Origin of the sequence: Flavobacterium saccharophilum (genome assembly GCF_900142735.1) — a bacterium.
GTDB classification, from domain to species: Bacteria; Bacteroidota; Bacteroidia; order Flavobacteriales; family Flavobacteriaceae; genus Flavobacterium; species Flavobacterium saccharophilum.
In genome coordinates this window covers 107,283-127,645 of record NZ_FRBY01000002.1, presented here as the reverse complement: position 1 = coordinate 127,645, position 20,363 = coordinate 107,283, and the positions used below count along the sequence as shown (strand labels likewise).

Below are 20,363 nucleotides of genomic sequence, written 5' to 3'. Positions count from 1 at the left end.
TGGCTTTTATAAATTGGCATTCCTTTTGAATGTTATTTAGTGTCAAAAAATGATAAAATCTATTTATTCAAAGAATTGACTATATCCCATTTTACAAGCCTTATGCCATTATCATTTTAAATTGACAATGAGTGTTTTAGGAAAATTAAGCTAGAATTGCGTTGTGTAAAGATTACACACTTGTGAAAAGTTTATACTAAAGATTCAAAAAAAAAGCCTCCAAATCTCTTGATTTTGGAGGCTTCGTATTTTAAAAAAAGAATTACTGGACGTTATTATTTTTATCTTTTAGAATTTTACCTTCTTTGGTAAATTCAAGGTCAATGTCATTGGTTAAATCAACATCGAGATCTTTGTGTCCATAATCAATATGTGTTATTTTTTCATTTGGATAATTTTTTGCCACATAATCTTTGACAGAAGCCGGAATAAATTCGGTTGGAATTGGTTTATCATCACCATCGACTTCACGATATGATCCGTCTTTCCAGAATTCAACTTCAGTACCATCTTTTAGTTTGACTTCATATCCTTTTTCTCCGTGTTCAGCATCTTTTTTAGCAACTTCTACAGTAGTATAACTGAAATGTTTTTCAAGAAATTCCTGTGCCGGTTTAGGCAATTCAGTTGTTTCAATTTTTTTCTGCGCTTTCGCCGATATTACAAAACCTAGTAATAAAACGGCTATTATGATTTTCGTCTTCATGATTTCTATATTTTATTTATCGTATATAGCTAATTTACAACAACTAAAAATACATTCAAATTAATTTAAGAAAGCTTTAATTTTTTAAGAAGCTCATTTTTATCTATTTTTATTCCTTTAAATAACAACTTCAAAAGATAGAATGACTATAGAAAAAGCAATAAGCGACGATCATCAAATTTTAACAGAAATCACCAAAAAATCAAAGGCTTATTGGGGATATTCTGAAGAACAGATTGAAAATTGGACACAATTTTTAACCGTAACTCCGGCTTATATTGATGCAAATGCCGTTTATAAATTGACTCTGGAAAACAAACTTGCAGGCTATTACTCTTTTCTTTTTGAGGATGAAAAAACGGTGAAACTCGATAATTTATTTGTATTACCGGAATATATTGGCAAAGGGCTTGGAAAAATTTTAATGAGACACTTTTTATTAGAAATGAATAAAACAAGCGTTAATAAAATAATCCTTAATTCCGAACCCAACGCAGAACTATTTTATGCTAAACTAGGTTTTGTAAAGACGGGACAAATTGAAACTTCTATTAAAGACAGATTTATGCCTATAATGGAATTAAATATTAAATCGGAATAATAATTTAAAGGAAACAAAAATGGCAACCGTAACTTTTCCAACAACCCCCGACTGCGAAATTATAAGTTCCAGAATTGTAAACTTTTCTCAGGAACTTGTTTTTGAAGCCTGGACAAATCCAGATCATTTAAAAAAATGGTGGGGACCAAAAGGATTTACCAACACATTTGAAGAATTTGACCTTAGACCAGGCGGCAGATGGAAATTTGTAATGCATGCTCCTGAGCAAGGAAATTTTCAAAATGAATGTGAGTTTGTAAAAATTGAAAAACCTACAGAAATCGCATGGATTCGAATTTCTAAACCTTTGTTCAATATAGTAGCAACATTTGAAAAAGTAGCTAACGAGAAAACAAAAATCGTTTTCAGAATGGTTTTTGAAACCGCTGAAGAATGTGCCAAACTAAGACCATATGTTGTAGACAAAAATGAAGAAAATTTTGATCGCCTTGAAGTCGAATTGAGTAAAATGATATTATAAAATCATCCTTCATTTTTTGCCAAATGGCAAAAAATAAAAAAAACAACTCTGACTAACTTGCAGTATGAAACAGTTTATAGAATATATACTGCAATTTGGGAACTTAAACCAGCAGCAACTTGATTTAATTTCAAAAAGAGCAACAGAGAAAATTCTTCTAAAAGACGAATATTTTTTTTGTTTTTTATTTATCTAATAATTTCAATTCAAGTTCTTTTACCTTGTTTTCCAGATCACTAATGTATTTTTTTTGAGGTAATAATGCTTCTTCAATTTCTTCTGTTGAATAACGTGGCGTGATATGCTGAGGACAATTCCAGTCATAAGCCTGAATTTCAAAAATCATCATTCTTTCAGGACGGAACTTATAATCTTCCGGTTTTAAAGAATTGTATAAGGATTCATTATCTTTTAATTCAACAATTTTTGCATGTGCATAAAGTTTTAGACGGGCTCTTTGTGGATATGAAACCATAATAAGTGCTACGTTTTCATTTTTAGAAATATTCCCTGTCGATATATATTGTCTGTTGCCGGCAAAATCAACAATACCAATTGTTTTGTTGTCAATGACTTTAATAAACCCGGCTGGTCCGCCGCGATGCTGAATATACGGATATTCATTTTCTCCAAAGCTGGCCATATAAAAGCTATCCCTATCACCAATGAATCTAATCTCATTATCTGTCAATCCATCTACAACCGACATTTTCTCCATTCGGTCATAAGAATTTCTGCTTCCTGCTTCTTCCTGAATTTTTTTAATATTATCTGTAAAGGCTAATTGTGCGTAGTTCATAACGAATGCTTTAGATTTTTCTACTTTACTTTAGAATATTATAATTCCTGAATCTGTCTAATCATTTGGTTGGTAAAGCCCCATTCATTATCATACCAGGCCATTACTTTCACTAAATCGCCATCTACTACTCTTGTCATTTCTAAATCGACAGTGGCAGCAAAAGGACTTTTGATAATATCTGTAGAAACCAGCGGTTCATCAGTTACAGCAACTACTTTATGATAGCGATCCGTTTTTGATTCTTCGATTAAAACGGAATTAATTTCTTCGACTGTAGTTGGTTTCTCTGTTACAAAAGTGATGTCAGATATTGAACCAACAGGAACAGGAACTCTTACAGCAACACCATCAAATTTACCCAAGTATTGAGGTAAAGCTTTTGTTGTTGCTATTGCAGCACCAGTTGCAGCTGGCGCTAAGTTGATTCCTGCTGTTCTCCCCATTCTTGGCTCTCTTTTAGACGGAGCATCAACCAATGTTTGAGATGCTGTATAAGCATGAGTGGTATTTAAAATTGCTTTTTTAATGCCTATTCTACGTCCTAAAATTTCAATAATTGGACTGATATTATTCGTGGTACAGCTGGCACATGAAAACACAGCCACTTTGCCATCTTCGGTATTTACGCCATGAACAACTGTTGGTGTATCTTTCGTTGGCCCTGATATGACAACAAATTTAGATCCTGCAGTTAAATGTTTTTCAGCATCTGCCTTATTGGTAAAGAATCCTGTACTTTCTATTACAACATCTACTTGCAACTCTTTCCATGGTAGTTCTGCAGGATCTTTTATTGCTGTATATCTTATTTTGTGATCATCTATCAATATAAAATCGCCTTCAAAACTTACTTTCTTATTGTACTTGCCGTAGATGCTATCGTACTTTAATAAGTAAACTGCATTTTCAATTGTCATTAAATCATTAATTCCTACCACTTCTAAATCTGGCGTATCCAAAATTATTTTTAGTGATGATCTTCCAATTCTGCCAAAACCATTAATTGCTATTTTTTTCATGTTGTTTGATTTTAATTATATAAGATATTACAAAGTTCCATTTATTTCTGTCGCTGGGGTTAGACAGATTTTCCCGAAGAGTTGGCTATTTTTCCTTAAGCATGAAAAAAAATATCAACTCTTTTTAATCCTAAATGGGAATTAATAAATATACAACATTAATAATCAATAAAGTAGTGAGTTTTTATTATGAAATAATTAAATTCTGCAAATTGAAAAAGGCAGCTTAATAATTATGCTTACATCTCATAACTACTACAGATTAGGACGTGATTTATAAAGGAATATCACATCAATTTTTATTATTAAGAGAAATCAATACTGGAAATAAAAATCTGGTATTTGTGGCGAAATAAGGGATTTCTCCAGATTAGTTCAGAGAAAAATTTAGCCAATTTATAGATTAATATGGCACAATTGAATTAATTATTAATAATAAAGATATTTCTTATATTCGTTACGTCTAATAGTCACAATATCAGTTTAAATTGGTTGTATTTGAATCAGATAAATAATCAATAGAATAATTAACAAAGGCCATCATGAGAAACAAATTACTTTTTACCGTCCTATTTTTAGTTTTCGCTTATCCCCTTTTTGCTCAGACCTACATAACCAATGTAACGATAGCTGATGTTGAAAAACAGAAACTAGTCCCTAACCAAACAGTGTTGATTACTAGGGATTTAATTTCTAAAATTCAATCGGGGAAAGTAAAAATTCCTGAGGATGCGGTAGTAATTGACGGAAAAGGCAAATATTTGCTTCCGGGATTAACTGATGCTCACGTACATTTTTTCCAGAATGGCGGTCTATACACACGCCCAGATGTGATAAATCTAAGAAGCGAAGTTCCCTACGAAAAAGAAATGAAATTGGCACATCAGACCATGGAAGATAAGCTAAAAAGATATCTTCAAAATGGTATTACTAATGTAATTGATGTTGGCGCATCATACAGTTATTTAAAGCAGAGAGAAGCATTCAAAAATAAGGATAATGTACCGAGTATCTATATGACAGGGCCATTATTGACAACCTATGAGCCTAAAGCATATGAAAATCTCAAAGATGAAGCACCGTTTAGCTTAGTAAAAACTGTTGATGATGGAATAAAAATGGTTCAGGAACAATTGCCTTATCACCCTGATTTTATTAAAATTTGGTACATTGTAGGTGCAGATGGTTTAGAAACTGAAGCGAGTGCCAGAAAAAATTTGCCTATTATTAAATCTATTATTGACGAAGCTCACAGAAACAATTTAAAAGTAGCTGTCCATGCCACAGAAAGAATTACGGCACAATTAGCTGTAGAAAATGGTTGTGATTTTCTCGTACATAGCGTAGATGATGAAATTGTAAAAGACGATTTTGTACAATTACTAAAAAAGAATAAAACGATACTCTGCCCTACTTTGGAAGTTTTTAATGGCTACGAAAATACTTTAGGCCAAAAATTAAAAATAAGTGATCATGAATTACAAACTGCAGATCCTTTTCAGTTAGGGACACTTTTAGATCTTAGACATTTATCAGATACTGTACTTGTTAATAAGTACAAAGCGCATATGAATTCTGAAAAAGAAGTAGCAAGAATGACAAAAGTTAATACAATCAGTTCAGAGAATCTTAAAAAACTATCTGATGCCGGAGTTTTAATTGCTACGGGGACAGATGCCGGAAACATTGGTACTTTGCATGCATCTTCTTATTTAAACGAAGTGATAGCGATGCAAAAAAGCGGTATGAGTAATTGGAAAATCATTCAGGCTTCAACCATTAACGGTGCAAAAATTTTAAACAAAGAAAACGAATTTGGAACCGTCTCTGTTGGAAAAAAAGCAAACTTGATATTACTGGATGCCAATCCTGTCGATACTATTGAAAACTTATCTAAAATAGATCGTGTTATTAATAATGGAGTCGTTTTTAACCCAGAATCTATTATCGAAGAAACTCCGCTTGCATTGGTGCAAAGACAGTTAAATGCTTACAATTTGAGAAATATAGAAGCTTTTTTAGAACCTTATGCAGAAGATGTTGAAATTTACACTTATCCTGATAAATTAACGGGTAAAGGAAAAGCTCAAATGCGAAAAAATTACGCAGCAATGTTTGAAAAGGTTCCTAATTTACATTGCGAATTATTGGGCCGAATTGTTCAGGGTAATATTGTAATAGACAAAGAACGTGTACAATTTGGAAAAGAAATCGTAGAAGCGGTTGCTATTTATCATATTGAAAACAATAAGATTAAAAAGGTTTATTTCGTTGATTAATATAAATGGGGGCATCCTTAAAATAAAACAGAGAAATTGTAAAATAATATTTGGTTAGTAAAACTTCATTAGAAATAATGGAGTTTTTTTATTCGTAAGAAACCCATTTATTGGGAAATTTTTAGGATATTTTTAATAAAGATAATTCCTATATTCACCAAAAAGTAAAGCTATCATAATAAAAACAACTATCTCAAAACCAACTAAACATGAAAAAACTATTTCTTTTGGCTCTTATAATAATTTCTCAGTCCTTTTACGGGCAAAATAAAGATGTCAAAAAACCTGAATATGTAATTATAGCAAATAATGAGATTGTTTCAATGGAAACAGTTGAAAAATATGGCGCAGATGGTTATGTTAAATCAATGACCAAAGGAGTTTCAGAAGAGAAAAGAAATGAGTTAGCCAGTAAGTTTGGAGATAAAATTGGAGAAAAAGAATTCATAATTCTTATTGGAATGTATACGGAACAGGAAAAAACAGAAAATGAGAAAAAAATGAGTTCCCAACCTGTAGAGAATAAAACCGTAGTTAAAACGGAAGATAAAGAATATATATTAAACGTAAATGATAATGCAAAAGATTTTACCTTAAAACTGGTAGATGGTAAAGAAATTAAACTTTCTGATTTAAAGGGAAAAGTTGTTTTGGTGAATTTCTGGGCAACTTGGTGTGCACCTTGCTTAATGGAATTTTACGATATTCCATCAAAAATTATCGAGCCATTTAAAAATGATAATTTTGTGTTTTTAGCAATCTCTAGTGGAGAAACGCAAGAAAAAGTATTGAATAAAGTTACTAAATTAAGAAAAGACGGAATTGATTTTAATTATGGCGTTGATACAGATAGAAAAATATGGAATGACTATGCAAAAGCTTCTATTCCTAAAAACTTTTTAATTGATAAAAATGGAGTTATTAAATTTGTAGCAACCGGGAATGCTCCGGGTAATTTGGATAATATAGCAGCTGAAATAAGAAAATTGCTGGCTAAATAAATATCTTAAGCTAATATTTTGAAATCTAAATACAAAAAACTCCAATTTTTAATTGGAGTTTTTTTTGGATCACAAATAGTAAAAGAAATAAATTTGACTAATATTGTATTTATATACTAAATCTATAGAATAAAAGAATTATGGCAATAAAAACGCTAATAAAAATAAATCATCTATTGCTTTTTTTTGTTATACTTCAACTTAATGCTCAACAGAAAGATAGTTTATCAAGGCAGTTCTTAATGGATATAGAAATTAGACCCAGAGCCGAATTCACTTCAAATTATATACTTGCACCAAATGATTCGATTGATCCTTATTTCTATATTACACAGAGAAACAGGATTTCAATGCATTATGCAAGAGAAAATTGGTTGATTAAATCTGATTTGCAGGAAATTCATCTTTGGGATCAAAATAATAAAGCTTCTAAAGTAGGAAGCATTAATTTTTATCAGTTGTTTTTTGAAACGAAATTTAAATCGTTCAACTTCAGATTAGGAAGGCAAAGTATTTTATTGGATAATGGCAGACTCTTCTCTGATGCACCATGGGCGCAACAAGGCAGATCACACGAAGGAATAAGGTTTATGAAATATTCGAATCATATCTCCAATGATTTTTTCTTTTTGTTTACTCGCAATTATAATGACGAATTTGAAACTTTTTATTCTCCAGTTGCTTCAAATCGTTACAAATACTTGTTAATGAATAATTTTCATTATAATTCTGATAAGTATTTTTCTTTTAATTCAATGAATATTGTTGATTTTTTAAAAAGTACAACTTCAGACGAAATGTATACCCGTGCAACTACTGGCGGAAGGATTGAGTTTAAAAGAAAGCAATGGTATTATACACTTAATTCCTATTTACAATTCGGTAAAAATCCGAAAGGTCAAAAATTGTTTGCTTACTATCTTCAGCCCGAAATTCGATTAACGCTTCAAAAATCAATCTGGCGACTGGGTGCTGAAATAATTAGTGGAAGCCGTTCTTCACTAGCTACAAACGAATCTGGAGATTTTGATGTTTTATATGGTGTGACCTGGAAATTTAATGGAAATATGAATGTATTTACACGCTTCCCTACTGATGTTGGCGGAAAAGGCTTAGTGAATCCTTATTTGTTTACTACAATACCAATAAATACTAAATTATCGTTACGTTCTGACTTTCATCTTTTTTATAATCAATATCCCCTGATCAACAATCTCGGTGAACCAGCGTCAAATTTCCTCGGATTTGAAAATGATTTTTCAATAAAATACATACCAATTAAGCAATTAGAAATAAATTATGCCTTTTCATTTTATAAATCAACAGACTCAATGAAGTACTTACCTAAAATACAAGATGAAAATAAGTTAGCATTATGGAGTTATCTAATGATATCTTATTCTTTTAATGCTGTAAATGCGAAACGCTTCAAAAATTAATATCTAAAAACTGATTTTAACCCAATTATAATTTGAAAAAAACTAAATTGCATCTAAATAGTATTGACGCATAAATTATAAAACATGAAGTTAAACCTTGTTTTTACAACACTTTTTGTTATTTTTTCTAATTTTATTCTTGGACAAAGTAATTTCTCAAACAATCCCTTAGATGCCATTTTTGAAACGAAAGATTCAAAGAATTTTTGGGATGCATTTGACAAAATGGATAAATCAAAACAAAATCCGTTTGTTGAATATATGCAAAAAGGTTCTCCAGGTATTAAAGGATTTACTGAAAACAGAATAATCAATGCCGACTCTCTTTTTGCTGTTGTGAAGAAAAGAAAAGCAGATTATGAGCTTTCAAGAAATGTTTTAGACAATATTTCTTCTAAGGAAAAGAGAGTCAGAGCTATTTATAGTGCCTTAAAATATTGGTATCCAAATGCAAAATTTCCTCCAATTTATTTTGTTTATGGGAGATTTAATTCAGGCGGAACTTCGGCCCCCGAAGGAATTATTATTGGAACCGAAAAGCTTACAAATTTAGATGGAATTTCAGGTTTAATTGCACATGAACTTATCCACTATCAGCAAAAGATAGAAGGTAAAGATGTGTTATTAAAATGGTGTTTACTTGAAGGAGGTGCAGACTTTATTGGAGAACTTATTTCAGGAGATGCAATAAATCAGCTTTCTTATCAATATGGAGAACAAAACAAAGACAAATTATGTCAGGAATTTGTAATGAGATTAAAAAATCCTGATTACCAGGATTGGCTATACGGTACTTCTAAAAAAGATGACAGACCAAATGATTTAGGATATTGGATGGGTTATAAAATAACAGAAGCTTATTTCAATAGACAAAAAGACAAACAAAAAGCAATTGACGAAATAATCAATATAAAAGATCCAATGCAATTTTTAAAGCAAAGCGGTTTTTTAGACGCCTATATTGAAAAGTATCAAAAATCAAAAAAAGAAAGTTTTGATGAATTTTTTAAATAAAAACACACATTAATTTCTCAAGGAGTTTCTTGGTAGTTCTTACGAGTCTATTTACAAACCAATTTTCACAGGATTTGAAGAAAATTACAATGTGAAAACTCTAAAAAGCGCCTTAAAATATTCTGAACTGATTGATATTCTGAACTGATTGATATTCTGAACTGATTGATATTGGGTCTGCAATTAAATATTTTTGATATAGATAAAACGAAAATAGTCAACCAATATCAGATGAAGACAAGAAACAAAAAAGCACTGAAAACCAATCATTTTCAGTGCTTTTTCGAATCTTTTTAATTTACTTATATTATTTCAGTTGAGTAGTATTTACTCTTGTTGGTGTATCTTTTCCACTAATAATCGAAGAAGAACTTAATGCAATTGATTTTATTATTTGGGTCATGTTATCAATATCTAACGTTTCAAATTCATCATCGGCTGTGTGGTACGTTGGCTCACTATCCATTTTTGAAGTAGAAATGGTATGAGCAGGAACTCCAAGCTTGGCTAACGTAGCGTTGTCTGAGCGGTAAAATAATTGTTGGTCGGGATAAGGATCTGAATAAAATGTAAAATTTGTTCCTGTTAAATTAGTTTGCAAAATGGGGCCCATATTCGACTTTTCGTAGCCTGTAATGTAAGCAGAGTTTTTACCCCATTTGGATTCTGTTCCTATCATTTCAATATTAAACATCGCAATTACTTGTTCTGGCGCAAGCTGTTTAGAAAAATATTTGGCTCCATAACCACCTATTTCTTCAGCTACAAACGCGGTAAAAATAATAGTACGCTCATTGTTGTTTTGTTTTTTAAAATATTTCGCAAGCATAATTACTGCTGTTGTTCCGGCGGCATCATCATTAGCACCATTATAAATAGAATCTGTTGCAGGATGTGGAGCACCTTCTTCAGGAGAGCCTACTCCTAAATGATCATAATGTCCTGAAAAAATCACATATTCATTTGGCTTAGTTTTTCCGGGTAATATTCCAACAACATTATTCAATGTTTTTTTGGTAATTATATTCGTTAGTTCAACAGAAAAAGCGGTCGCTTCTACAGTACCAAAAACAAACATAATTGTATTGTTTCCAGGATTAGCATTTACACGATCAATATGTTGAATATTCGGTAAAACATTATCAAATGATGGATCAACTAGTACCAAAAGATTTTTCGGACTTTTATAATATTCATTAAATTTCTGGCCAATGTTATCTCCTTTATTGATTTTTACAATAGAAATATCGCTTTTTTCAGTTAAAGAAACTTGAGGAAGGTAAGAGAATGTTACAACTTGATTATTATTTATTTCTTTGCCATCAATAGTAATTTTTGAAGAAAGGGCGCTAGAGGCAGTCATCGAAAATTCTTGTCTGTAATTCGTTGCCGCATTAAAAGTTTGCAGACCAATTGCTGCAAATTCTGATTCTATAAAGGCTGATGCTTTGTCAATACCGGGAGTAAAAGTTCTCCTACCCTGCATATCATCAGCCGAAAGTATTTTCTCTATACGAGTTACTTCCTTGTTCGTAATAATTTTATCAATCGATTGTCCATGTACATTAAAACATTGACTTAGAACAAACATACTTACAATAATTTTTTTCATATTTTACTTTTATAAATAACATTTTGGTTAAACCAAAAGTACATTAATTACTTGCAAAACTTAGCGCTAGTAAAAGTTTTTAATTAAAAAAACTGACGACATTACTAAATTAAAAATTATAATTACGTTCCCTGCTAGCACAAGCGTTCCGCTCTTGCTAGCAAAACTTAAGAAAATCAGACATAAAAAAAACACCTTAATTTGTTAAGGAGTTTTTTGGTGGTCCTTAAGAACCTGTTTACGAATCATTTTTTGCCTGATTTGAATAAAATTTCGATAAAATAATTTATTTAAGCATGTACTTACCTTGAGACCATAAGCTAGTTATCGCAAAGATATTTCTTATATTAGCCTAATCAGAATCTAATTTCTGGCATAAAGACATAATAATTGTTTTCATTACTGCAATTTTAATGTCTACAAACAATTGATCTGAAGTTTTCCACAGAATCAAAAAACACACTACTAATGAAATTTTTTAGAGACTTCAAATCGTACAATGATTACATTGGTTTGAATAAACCATTGGACAACGACATTTACGTTGGATACTACGACCCGCCAAACATGCTTTTGAAATCAGAAGCTGTAATGGTTGATTTTTACAGAATTTCAATCAAAATAAATTTTAAGAATAAAATTACACCTACAGAGAAACCAATTAATGCTGTATTTTTCAATAGTCCTGAGTTAATTTTGACTACAGGCTGGGATGTTGAACCAACATATACTGGAATGTATTTACAGCTTTCCAAAAAAATAATTGAGGAAAACCGTTTTTTATTCAAAACCTATTTGGACTATGGACAACACGAGGCATTATATTTGACAGAAGAAGAAATACAAGAGATTAATCTGGTTTTTAAATTAATGATAAAATATTACGAAAGCGATAAAAAACATTTTGCCGTTCTACTTTCCTATGTTAATGTTTTGGTTTCATTAGTTGAAGCATTTTACAAAAGACAGTTTTCAACAGATCCAAAACAATATAATCGCATCATATCCGAATTTCAACAAAGTTTAATTGATTATTACAATCAACCTGTCTCTCAAATTCCGAATGTTCAATATTTTGCTGATAAATTAGGACTAACCGCTAATTATTTGGGTGATATTGTAAAACATTTTACTAAAAAATCTACACTTGAAACTATTCATGAATTTGTTATCAGGAAAGCGAAAGAGCTTTTGGAACAAAATCCTCAAATGAAAACTGCAGAAGTAGCTTATGAATTAGGTTTTGAATACCCCAATTATTTTTCAAAGTTTTTCAAAAAACAAGTTAATCTCACACCAAAAGAATACCGATTACAACTTGTCCAAATCAATAATAAAACGCCCTCGTAAGATGGCGTTTTTTGTTTATCCGTAATTTGTTTCCTTTTTATTAGTGATCCGTTTCCTTTGCTTCTCTGGGTTGAACTTAATTTTGTATCATTAAAAAAAATAAAGATGAAAGACGAAGAAAATTCAAGAAGAAAATTTATTCAGCAAACGGCACTTGCTGGTGCTGGTTTGCTATTTGCGCCAAATTTATTGTCAGCAACGAATACTTCATCATATCCAAAACAAATTAATGATAATAAAAATAACAATATGAAAACAAGAAAACTAGGAACTCTGGAAGTTTCTGAAATTGGTCTTGGATGCATGAATATGGTAGGAAACTACAACCCACCTGCAAATCATCAACAATCTATTAAAACAATTCGCACCGCATTTGAAAATGGAGTAAGATTCTTTGACACAGCAGAAGTATATGGTCCTTATACAGATGAAAAACTTGTTGGCGAGGCGCTGGCGCCTTTTCGTAATGAAGTCAAAATTGCCACAAAATTTGGGTTTGCAATCGATGGTACTGTTGGATTAGACAGCAGGCCAGAGCGAATTAAGAAAGTTGTTGAAGAATCACTTAAACGTCTTCGGACCGATCATATTGATTTATATTATCAACATCGAGTTGATCCTAACGTACCAATCGAAGAAGTTGCGGGAACTATTAAAGAGCTTATTCAACAAGGCAAAGTTTTGCATTTTGGACTTTCCGAAGCAAGTGCAAAAACAATACAGCGCGCACATGCCGTTCAAAAAGTATCCGCTGTTCAGTCAGAATATTCATTGTGGACACGTAATGTCGAGTTAAATGGAGTGCTGAAAACTTGTGAAGATTTAGGTATCGGATTTGTTCCGTGGGCTCCTGTAGGTGCCGGTTTTTTGACAGGTAAATACGATACAAGCACTAAATTCGACAAAGAATCAGATTTCCGAGCGGGTTTTCCTCGTTTTTCAAAAGAATTTTTACCATTGAACATGCCTATGATTGAATGGTTAAAAGAGTATGCTAAAAAAAAGAATGCAACTCCAGCTCAAGTTGCCCTAGCGTGGTTACTTGCTAAAAGTCCGAATATCGTTCCAATTCCTGGTACTCGTACTGAGGAACATTTATTGGAAAACCTTGGCGCGTCAAAAATTCATTTAACAAAGGAAGATATTCAAGGTATAGAAATTTGTTTTACAAAATTCCCTGTTTACGGCGACCGTATGGGCGAAGCACATATGAGTTCAATTGACTACACTATTTAATTACAAAATCAAGAAATTTTAATAAAGATGAAAAAGGTATTATTGATCAATACACATTTAACGTATCCTAATTGGTCAGAAGGATTATTAAACGATGCTTTTAGCCAAAAAGCTAAAGATTTTTTTGAATCAAAAAATTATGAAATTTTAGAAACGAAAGTAGAAGACGGCTACGACGCAGATGAAGAAGTAGAAAAACATCTCCAAGCTGATATTATAATTCTTCAAACACCTGTTAATTGGTTTGGTACGCCGTGGATTTATAAAAAATATGTAGATGAAGTTTTCAATAGCGGATTACATAGTCAAAAGTTTCTTTCAGGAGATGGTAGAACCAGAGAAGATTTAACCAAACAATATGGGACAGGTGGAAAAATGCAAGGAAAAAAATTTATGATTTCTGCTACTTTTAATGCTCCCGCTGAAAGTTTTGACAATCCTCAGCAGTCTCTAATGCAAGGAAAAGGAACAGAAGATTTATTTTTAAATATTACAAGTAATTATCGTTTTTGTGGTGTAGAAATTCTAAAAGGGTATAACTCTTTTGATATTTTTAAAGATGGTGATATTGCTAATGATTTAGTGCGATACCCTAAACATTTAGAAAAAATTATGGGATAATAAATGATTTAATCAATTCTGAGGAACAAAATAAACTACTTTTTGACATAAAAAAACTCCTTAATTTCTTAAGGAGTTTCTTTGTGGGCGATGAGGGGTTCGAACCCCCGACCCCCTCGGTGTAAACGAGGTGCTCTGAACCAGCTGAGCTAATCGCCCTATTTTACTAGGTTGCTATCGTGTGTGATTGCGAGTGCAAATATACAGCTAGAATTCGTATTTGCAAGTGTTTTTAGAAAAAAAATCAATTATTTTTTAATGTTTTTATTTACTAGGCTATTTTTCAGCTTCTTAAAAAGGAAATAAAAATTGGCGCTTTCTTATTATTTAGTTAAAAATCGAAATGTCAAAAGGTAATTTAGAATATTCTTTTGTATTCACTAGTTAGAGTCTTACATTTGCATACCTTAATAGTATACTCAAATGGCTAGATTTCAAGAAAACGATTTACCTAAAGCTAAATTAGACTCTAACTCCCTTCAAAAAGCAATCCGAATTTTTAAATATGGTAAAGGCCACAAATGGAAGTTTTTCCTTGGCTTAATTTTCCTCCTGTTAACTAGTGCCACTGCCCTCGCCTTCCCTAAATTAATGGGAATGCTTGTTGACTGTGTTACTAATAAAGATTTAAGCAGGGCAAATGAAATTGCTGTTGGACTTATGGTAATTCTAACACTGCAGGCTATCTTTTCCTTCTTTAGAATTTCTCTATTTGTAAATTTTACTGAAAACTCACTTTCAAATATTCGTTTTGCCTTATATGAGAACCTGGTAAAACTGCCAATGGGGTTTTATTCTCAAAAACGTGTCGGAGAATTAAACAGCCGTATTAGCGCTGATATTTCACAATTACAGGACACTTTTACTACTACAATTGCCGAATTTTTACGTCAGTTTATATTAATTGTCGGAGGTTTTGTCATTTTAGGAAACATTAGCCCGAAATTGACTTTAATGATGTTGGCTATTGTTCCGATTGTGGCCGTTGCAGCCGTTATTTTTGGTAGATTTATTCGTAAATACGGCAAAAAAACACAAGATAAAGTAGCAGAAAGTCAGGTGATTGTTGAAGAAACTTTACAAGGAATCAGCAACGTTAAAGCTTTTGCTAATGAATGGTATGAAATTCAACGTTATAAAAATAAGATAAAAGAGATTGTAAAAATCGCTATTAAAGGCGGTCAGTATAGAGGTTACTTTGCTTCGTTTATCATTTTATGTCTTTTCGGATGCGTAGTTGCCGTTGTTTGGTACGGAATTACATTGACGATAAAAGGAGAAGTTGAAGGTGTGGGTGATTTAATTTCATTCGTTCTTTATACCACTTTTATTGGTGCTTCTTTTGGTGGAATTGCCGAGATGTATGCTCAAATTCAAAAAGCAGTTGGAGCAACAGAACGTGTTTTTGAATTATTAGAAGAAACTCCGGAAGCAATCAATGCAAATCCAAAAACAACACCTATTGAAAAAATTAAAGGTACTGTCTCTTTCAAAAATGTAGCTTTTAGTTACCCTTCCCGCAAGGAAGTTGAAGTTTTAAAAAATGTAAATTTCAATGCTGAATTCGGTCAGAAAATAGCGATTGTAGGCCCAAGTGGTGCAGGAAAATCAACTATTTCTTCTTTATTACTACGTTTTTACGATATAACTTCTGGTGAGATTCTGGTGGATGGAAAAAACATTTACGATTACGACTTAGAAAATCTTCGCGGAAACATGAGTATTGTTCCGCAGGATGTTATTTTATTTGGAGGAACAATTAGAGAAAACATCGCATACGGAAAACCAAATGCGACAGATGAAGAGATTATGCTGGCTGCAAAACAGGCAAATGCTTTGAATTTTGTGGAAGGTTTTCCTGAAAAATTTGAGACGTTGGTTGGAGAACGCGGAGTAAAATTATCTGGTGGACAACGTCAGCGTATTGCAATCGCGAGAGCATTACTTAAAAACCCAAGTATTTTAATTTTAGACGAAGCAACTTCATCTTTGGATAGCGAAAGTGAAAAATTAGTTCAGGAAGCTTTAGAAGTATTGATGGAAGGAAGAACAAGTATTATTATTGCGCACCGTCTTTCGACTATTAGAAACGCTGATAAAATTTTAGTTTTAGATAACGGAAAAATTACGGAAGAAGGAACACATCAGGAACTTATAAACCTTGAAAATGGTATTTATAAAAACCTTAGCAATCTTCAGTTTAGTAATTCTTAATTAATAAAAAATAATATTAACTACCTTTTAAATTATTGAAATGCCACATTTACGAATTATTCTGATTTTATTATTTATTGCTCTAAATACTATTAATGTTCTTGCACAAGACAAGCCTTTTAATGTAGTCAACATCTCCAAAGACGGATCTCAATACATTAAATTCGGAATGAATCTTCAGGTTTGGGGACGTTATGCTGAATTGAACGCAGGAAGTAAAATCGGTTCAAATGAAGTTGATGACACATACGATATTGTAATTAGAAGATTGCGTTTACAGGCAATGGGAATGCTAACAGAAAATATCTTTTTCCATTTGCAGTTTGGTCAGAACAACATCAATTTTACACAAAATAGCGGACCTTCAAATGCCCCACTTTCTGTTATGGACGCTTTAGGAGAATATCATTTTAACAAAAGTCTTCATATTGGTGGTGGATTAACAGCTTGGGGAGCAGGGACAACACGTTATTCAGCAAATAGTTCTTCTTCTCAACTTCCTTTAGACACGCCAATGTATCAGCAGTTTATCAATACATCATCCACTTTCGGAAATAGAAATTTAAGTATTTACGCAAAGGGAGATTTAGGAAAATTCAATTACCGTGCAGCAATTACGAATCCATATAGAAATTCAACAAATAATTTAGGCCTGAATTCCACAGTAAGTACAGAAACGCCAAGAGCCCAATATTCCGGAATTCTAACCTATTCTTTTTTAGATAAAGAATCATTGGAAGACGCTTACCATAAAGGAACTTATTTAGGAACAAAAAAAGTTTTTAATTTGGCATTGGGCTATTTAACTCAGGCAAAAGCAATGTGGCACCTGACTCCGGACGCAACAATTGCATATGATGACATGAAAGTTTTAGGTTTTGATGTCTTTTATGATAGTCCGTTAAGTGAAAAAGGTAATGCTATAACAGCTTATGCTTCTTTTAATAATTGTGATTATGGTAAAAACTATATTCAATCTGTTTCAACACCAAATCCTGCTGTTGGAGACGGAAATTTAATTAATGGATCCGGAGCTGGTTTTATTGGTGTAGGTACCGGAAACATCTATTATGCTCAATTGGGTTATTTATTTGCAAAATCAGACAATCAGGAAAAGAAAGGACGTTTTCAGCCTTATTTGGCGACTCAAATTGCTGATTTAGAAGCTTTAGACGTGCCAATGACAATGTATGAATTGGGAGCAAATTATTATACGACTGGTACTTTTGGTCCAAAAATCAGTTTGAACTACCAAAACAGAGCTGTTTTTGATAAAACGCTAGTTGGTGAATATAAACAAAGTGATCGTTTAGGAATGGTCGTTTTACAATGCCAGGTTTCTTTTTAAAAATTAGATAAAATTCCAATAAAAAAATCCAAATTCCAATCGTAACAATTGGAATTTGGATTTTTTATTTGTTGGAAATTTACTTATTTATTTCCCTTTTCTTCTCTTGCGTTCTGCTTTAATCATTGATAATTCACGGCTTGTTTGCCCGGCCACAGAAGTATTTTCTTCAGCACGACGAATTAAGTATGGCATAACATCTTTTACTGGTCCAAATGGTAAATATTTAGCAACATTATAGCCATTTTCAGCCAGGTTATAACTGATGTTATCACTCATTCCGTATAATTGTCCAAACCAAATTCTTTGATCGTTTTTTGCAATTCCTCTTTGTTGCATCATCTCCATCAATTTATAAGAACTTAATTCATTGTGAGTTCCTGCAAAAATTGACATTGTTTCTAAATGATCTAACATATAATGAACAGCTTCATCATAGTTTACGTCAGTCGCTTCTTTAGATACACAAATAGGCGAAACATAATTTTTCTCTTCCGCTCTTTTGTTTTCTTTTTCCATGTAAGCACCACGAACTAGTTTCATTCCAATGAAAAAGCCTTCCGCTTTTGCAATTTCATGTAATCTTTTTAAATAGTCCAAACGATCCCAACGGTACATTTGCAAGGTATTGAAAACAATTGCTTTCTCCTTGTTGTATTTACGCATCATATCGGTAACTAAATCATCAGCAGCATCCTGCATCCAACTTTCTTCACCGTCAATTAATAAAGCAACATCTTTTTTGTGTGCTTCACTACAAACTTTATCAAAACGCGCCACTACTCTATCCCACTCTGCTTGTTCTGTTGGGTTTAAAGTTTGCTTTTCGCCTAATTTTTCATATAATTCAAAACGACCTAAACCTGTTGGTTTGAAAACGGCAAACGGAATTGCTAAACGTTCTTTAGCAAATTCGATTGTTTTTAAAGTCATTTCTAAAGCTGCATCAAATTGAGCTTCTTCTTCTTTTCCTTCAACTGAATAATCTAAAACAGATGAAACGCCTTTTGTAAACATTTTATCTACTACAGTTATACAATCATCTTCATTTATTCCTCCACAAAAATGATCAAAAACCGTTGCACGAATCAATCCTTCAACCGGAAGGTGCGCTTTAATTGCAAAATTAGTTACAGCAGTTCCAATTCTTACCAAAGGTTCACTGTCAATCATTTTAAAAAGAAAATAAGCTCTGTCAAGTTCAGTATCACTTTTAAGCGAGAATGCTACTTGAGTGTTATCGAATATTTTTTCCATTTAGGTTGTTTTTTGTGCAAATATAGAGAGAGTTTTGAATATTATTTATAAAAAGGGGGCGTATTTTGCGTTGAATACTGTTAAAGTACTAAAATAAGCTTTAACAAAAACAACATTTTATAAAATGACAAAAAAATACCACAAAACAGAATTTCGTTATTTAATACCATTTTATTTAAGCCGTTTTTACAACAAATTATAGACAAAGTTTGAATATTATTTAGTTAAAAATGCCGTATTTTGTGGTTTCATAAACCAAAAAGAAATATGCAATCTATTCAAGCCAATAATTATCTCGTACATTTCAACCAAAATGCATACGAAGCACTAAATACACATTTAAAAGAAAATAAATACTCTAATTTGTTTATTATAGTTGATAATGAAACAAATGAATATTGCTTACCTAAATTTTTGCCTTTACTTGAAACCGATTTAAATATCGAAATTATTGAATTTGAGGCGGGAGAAGCCAACAAAAATATTGAAACCTGTATTCAGATATGGAATGTTCTAACGGAGCTTGGTGCTGATAGAAAATCACTTATAATTAATCTTGGAGGTGGCGTAGTAACTGATTTAGGCGGATTTGTAGCGTCAACTTTCAAACGCGGAATTGACTTCATCAATATCCCAACTACTTTATTATCGATGGTTGATGCTTCTGTTGGAGGAAAAACGGGCGTTGACTTAGGAAATCTTAAAAATCAGATTGGCGTTATTAATGTACCTCAAATGGTTTTAATCGATTCAAATTATCTGGAAACCTTATCACAGGCTGAAATGCGGTCTGGACTGGCAGAAATGCTAAAACATGGACTTATATATGATGCAGCCTATTGGAAGCAATTTTTAGATTTAAAATCTATTGATTATGCTGACTTTGACGAACTTATTTATCGTTCAGTTGAGATTAAGAATGATATTGTAATTCAGGATCCAACGGAGAAAAACATTCGTAAAGCTTTAAATTTTGGTCATACATTAGGTCACGCGATAGAAAGTTATTTTTTAGAAAGTGAAATTAAAACAACTTTATTGCATGGAGAGGCAATCGCAATTGGAATGATCTTAGAAAGTTATATTTCATTGCATAAAGGTTTAATTTCTACTGAAGAATATGCAGAAATTAAAACAGCTCTTAAAAACATTTACGATGACGTTCAAATTGAAGAAAATGACATCGATCCGATTTTAGAATTGCTTATTCATGACAAAAAAAATGAGTATGGATTAATTCAATTTGCCCTGATTGAAGGAATCGGAAAAATAAAAATTAATCAATCCGTTGAAAATAAATTGATTCTAGATGCGTTTCAGGATTATAAATCTTAAACTTTTTTTAATCAAAAGCATTGCTTTAGGTATATATTATTTTTTACA

The 20,363-nt window shown here is 32.0% G+C and carries 17 protein-coding genes and 1 tRNA gene; 12 read left to right on the top strand and 6 right to left on the bottom strand.

All coding sequences use genetic code 11. The features are described 5' to 3' along the window. Nucleotides 1-262: 262 nt before the first annotated feature. Nucleotides 263-706 (bottom strand): PepSY-like domain-containing protein, encoded by a 444-nt coding sequence (locus BUA98_RS05980; protein WP_072970726.1) that lies wholly within the window; start codon nucleotides 704-706, stop codon nucleotides 263-265. Between the two features lie 142 nt (nucleotides 707-848). On the opposite strand from BUA98_RS05980, the gene BUA98_RS05975 reads away from it, so the two are divergent. Both BUA98_RS05975 and BUA98_RS05970 read left to right on the top strand, forming a co-directional pair. After that, nucleotides 849-1,307 carry a GNAT family N-acetyltransferase gene (locus BUA98_RS05975; RefSeq protein ID WP_072970725.1) on the top strand — a complete coding sequence of 153 codons (459 nt, stop codon included), beginning with the start codon at nucleotides 849-851 and terminating at the stop codon, nucleotides 1,305-1,307. A 19-nt stretch (nucleotides 1,308-1,326) separates the two neighbouring features. Next, nucleotides 1,327-1,788 carry an SRPBCC family protein gene (locus tag BUA98_RS05970; protein WP_072970724.1) on the top strand — a complete coding sequence of 154 codons (462 nt, stop codon included), beginning with the start codon at nucleotides 1,327-1,329 and terminating at the stop codon, nucleotides 1,786-1,788. A 184-nt stretch (nucleotides 1,789-1,972) separates the two neighbouring features. Here BUA98_RS05970 and BUA98_RS05960 read toward each other — a convergent pair whose 3' ends face one another. Both BUA98_RS05960 and BUA98_RS05955 read right to left on the bottom strand, forming a co-directional pair. Further along, complete coding sequence (locus BUA98_RS05960) at nucleotides 1,973-2,587, bottom strand: pyridoxamine 5'-phosphate oxidase family protein (protein WP_072970723.1); 615 nt, start codon at nucleotides 2,585-2,587, stop codon at nucleotides 1,973-1,975. A gap of 38 nt (nucleotides 2,588-2,625) precedes the next feature. Next, the gene (locus BUA98_RS05955; RefSeq protein ID WP_072970722.1) at nucleotides 2,626-3,609 is read right to left on the bottom strand and encodes a type I glyceraldehyde-3-phosphate dehydrogenase; all 984 of its coding nucleotides are present in this window, start codon (nucleotides 3,607-3,609) and stop codon (nucleotides 2,626-2,628) included. A 542-nt stretch (nucleotides 3,610-4,151) separates the two neighbouring features. On the opposite strand from BUA98_RS05955, the gene BUA98_RS05950 reads away from it, so the two are divergent. From BUA98_RS05950 to BUA98_RS05935, 4 genes are all read left to right on the top strand, one after another. Then, nucleotides 4,152-5,888, top strand: coding sequence for an amidohydrolase family protein (locus tag BUA98_RS05950; protein WP_072970721.1), 1,737 nt, complete (start codon nucleotides 4,152-4,154; stop codon nucleotides 5,886-5,888). A gap of 209 nt (nucleotides 5,889-6,097) precedes the next feature. Then, nucleotides 6,098-6,889: a TlpA family protein disulfide reductase gene (locus BUA98_RS22150; RefSeq protein ID WP_086065185.1), complete on the top strand. Its 792-nt coding sequence runs from the start codon at nucleotides 6,098-6,100 to the stop codon at nucleotides 6,887-6,889. Between the two features lie 242 nt (nucleotides 6,890-7,131). Beyond that, complete coding sequence (locus tag BUA98_RS05940; protein ID WP_072971745.1) at nucleotides 7,132-8,328, top strand: hypothetical protein; 1,197 nt, start codon at nucleotides 7,132-7,134, stop codon at nucleotides 8,326-8,328. An 84-nt stretch (nucleotides 8,329-8,412) separates the two neighbouring features. Further along, entirely contained in the window at nucleotides 8,413-9,342 is a 930-nt protein-coding gene (locus BUA98_RS05935) for a DUF2268 domain-containing putative Zn-dependent protease (protein ID WP_072970720.1), read from the top strand. A 307-nt stretch (nucleotides 9,343-9,649) separates the two neighbouring features. Here BUA98_RS05935 and BUA98_RS05930 read toward each other — a convergent pair whose 3' ends face one another. Continuing rightward, a complete protein-coding gene (locus tag BUA98_RS05930) occupies nucleotides 9,650-10,954 on the bottom strand; it encodes a M20/M25/M40 family metallo-hydrolase (protein WP_072970719.1) in 1,305 nt (434 codons plus the stop codon). A 468-nt stretch (nucleotides 10,955-11,422) separates the two neighbouring features. On the opposite strand from BUA98_RS05930, the gene BUA98_RS05925 reads away from it, so the two are divergent. The 3 genes from BUA98_RS05925 to BUA98_RS05915 all read left to right on the top strand — a co-directional run bounded on the left by BUA98_RS05925 (nucleotide 11,423) and on the right by BUA98_RS05915 (nucleotide 14,161). Next, complete coding sequence (locus BUA98_RS05925; RefSeq protein WP_072970718.1) at nucleotides 11,423-12,304, top strand: helix-turn-helix domain-containing protein; 882 nt, start codon at nucleotides 11,423-11,425, stop codon at nucleotides 12,302-12,304. Between the two features lie 105 nt (nucleotides 12,305-12,409). Beyond that, nucleotides 12,410-13,540: an aldo/keto reductase gene (locus BUA98_RS05920; protein WP_139256992.1), complete on the top strand. Its 1,131-nt coding sequence runs from the start codon at nucleotides 12,410-12,412 to the stop codon at nucleotides 13,538-13,540. A 27-nt stretch (nucleotides 13,541-13,567) separates the two neighbouring features. Then, a complete protein-coding gene (locus BUA98_RS05915) occupies nucleotides 13,568-14,161 on the top strand; it encodes an NAD(P)H-dependent oxidoreductase (protein ID WP_072970717.1) in 594 nt (197 codons plus the stop codon). An 84-nt stretch (nucleotides 14,162-14,245) separates the two neighbouring features. Here the strand turns inward: BUA98_RS05915 and BUA98_RS05910 are convergent. Next, nucleotides 14,246-14,320, bottom strand: a tRNA-Val gene (locus tag BUA98_RS05910). A 264-nt stretch (nucleotides 14,321-14,584) separates the two neighbouring features. On the opposite strand from BUA98_RS05910, the gene BUA98_RS05905 reads away from it, so the two are divergent. Further along, on the top strand, nucleotides 14,585-16,375 hold the full coding sequence (locus BUA98_RS05905) for an ABC transporter ATP-binding protein (RefSeq protein ID WP_072970716.1): 1,791 nt from the start codon (nucleotides 14,585-14,587) through the stop codon (nucleotides 16,373-16,375). 40 nt (nucleotides 16,376-16,415) lie between these two features. After that, on the top strand, nucleotides 16,416-17,723 hold the full coding sequence (locus BUA98_RS05900; protein WP_072970715.1) for a porin family protein: 1,308 nt from the start codon (nucleotides 16,416-16,418) through the stop codon (nucleotides 17,721-17,723). Between the two features lie 87 nt (nucleotides 17,724-17,810). Here the strand turns inward: BUA98_RS05900 and BUA98_RS05895 are convergent, their stop codons facing one another. Beyond that, nucleotides 17,811-18,980, bottom strand: coding sequence for a proline dehydrogenase family protein (locus tag BUA98_RS05895; protein ID WP_072970714.1), 1,170 nt, complete (start codon nucleotides 18,978-18,980; stop codon nucleotides 17,811-17,813). 267 nt (nucleotides 18,981-19,247) lie between these two features. On the opposite strand from BUA98_RS05895, the gene aroB reads away from it, so the two are divergent. Beyond that, nucleotides 19,248-20,315 (top strand): 3-dehydroquinate synthase, encoded by a 1,068-nt coding sequence (gene aroB / locus BUA98_RS05890; RefSeq protein WP_072970713.1) that lies wholly within the window; start codon nucleotides 19,248-19,250, stop codon nucleotides 20,313-20,315. The last annotated feature ends 48 nt before the right edge of the window (nucleotides 20,316-20,363 follow it).

What these genes read in the sequence shown, in the direction of transcription:
- BUA98_RS05960 (WP_072970723.1), bottom strand. Translation starts at nt 2,587, where the DNA reads ATGAACTACGCACAATTAGCCTTTACAGATAATATTAAAAAAATTCAG.
- BUA98_RS05940 (WP_072971745.1), top strand. Translation starts at nt 7,132, where the DNA reads ATGGATATAGAAATTAGACCCAGAGCCGAATTCACTTCAAATTATATA.
- BUA98_RS05895 (WP_072970714.1), bottom strand. Translation starts at nt 18,980, where the DNA reads ATGGAAAAAATATTCGATAACACTCAAGTAGCATTCTCGCTTAAAAGT.
- BUA98_RS05970 (WP_072970724.1), top strand. Translation starts at nt 1,327, where the DNA reads ATGGCAACCGTAACTTTTCCAACAACCCCCGACTGCGAAATTATAAGT.
- BUA98_RS05900 (WP_072970715.1), top strand. Translation starts at nt 16,416, where the DNA reads ATGCCACATTTACGAATTATTCTGATTTTATTATTTATTGCTCTAAAT.
- aroB (WP_072970713.1), top strand. Translation starts at nt 19,248, where the DNA reads ATGCAATCTATTCAAGCCAATAATTATCTCGTACATTTCAACCAAAAT.
- BUA98_RS05905 (WP_072970716.1), top strand. Translation starts at nt 14,585, where the DNA reads ATGGCTAGATTTCAAGAAAACGATTTACCTAAAGCTAAATTAGACTCT.
- BUA98_RS05935 (WP_072970720.1), top strand. Translation starts at nt 8,413, where the DNA reads ATGAAGTTAAACCTTGTTTTTACAACACTTTTTGTTATTTTTTCTAAT.
- BUA98_RS05925 (WP_072970718.1), top strand. Translation starts at nt 11,423, where the DNA reads ATGAAATTTTTTAGAGACTTCAAATCGTACAATGATTACATTGGTTTG.
- BUA98_RS05920 (WP_139256992.1), top strand. Translation starts at nt 12,410, where the DNA reads ATGAAAGACGAAGAAAATTCAAGAAGAAAATTTATTCAGCAAACGGCA.
- BUA98_RS05980 (WP_072970726.1), bottom strand. Translation starts at nt 706, where the DNA reads ATGAAGACGAAAATCATAATAGCCGTTTTATTACTAGGTTTTGTAATA.
- BUA98_RS05975 (WP_072970725.1), top strand. Translation starts at nt 849, where the DNA reads ATGACTATAGAAAAAGCAATAAGCGACGATCATCAAATTTTAACAGAA.
- BUA98_RS05915 (WP_072970717.1), top strand. Translation starts at nt 13,568, where the DNA reads ATGAAAAAGGTATTATTGATCAATACACATTTAACGTATCCTAATTGG.
- BUA98_RS05950 (WP_072970721.1), top strand. Translation starts at nt 4,152, where the DNA reads ATGAGAAACAAATTACTTTTTACCGTCCTATTTTTAGTTTTCGCTTAT.
- BUA98_RS05955 (WP_072970722.1), bottom strand. Translation starts at nt 3,609, where the DNA reads ATGAAAAAAATAGCAATTAATGGTTTTGGCAGAATTGGAAGATCATCA.
- BUA98_RS05930 (WP_072970719.1), bottom strand. Translation starts at nt 10,954, where the DNA reads ATGAAAAAAATTATTGTAAGTATGTTTGTTCTAAGTCAATGTTTTAAT.
- BUA98_RS22150 (WP_086065185.1), top strand. Translation starts at nt 6,098, where the DNA reads ATGAAAAAACTATTTCTTTTGGCTCTTATAATAATTTCTCAGTCCTTT.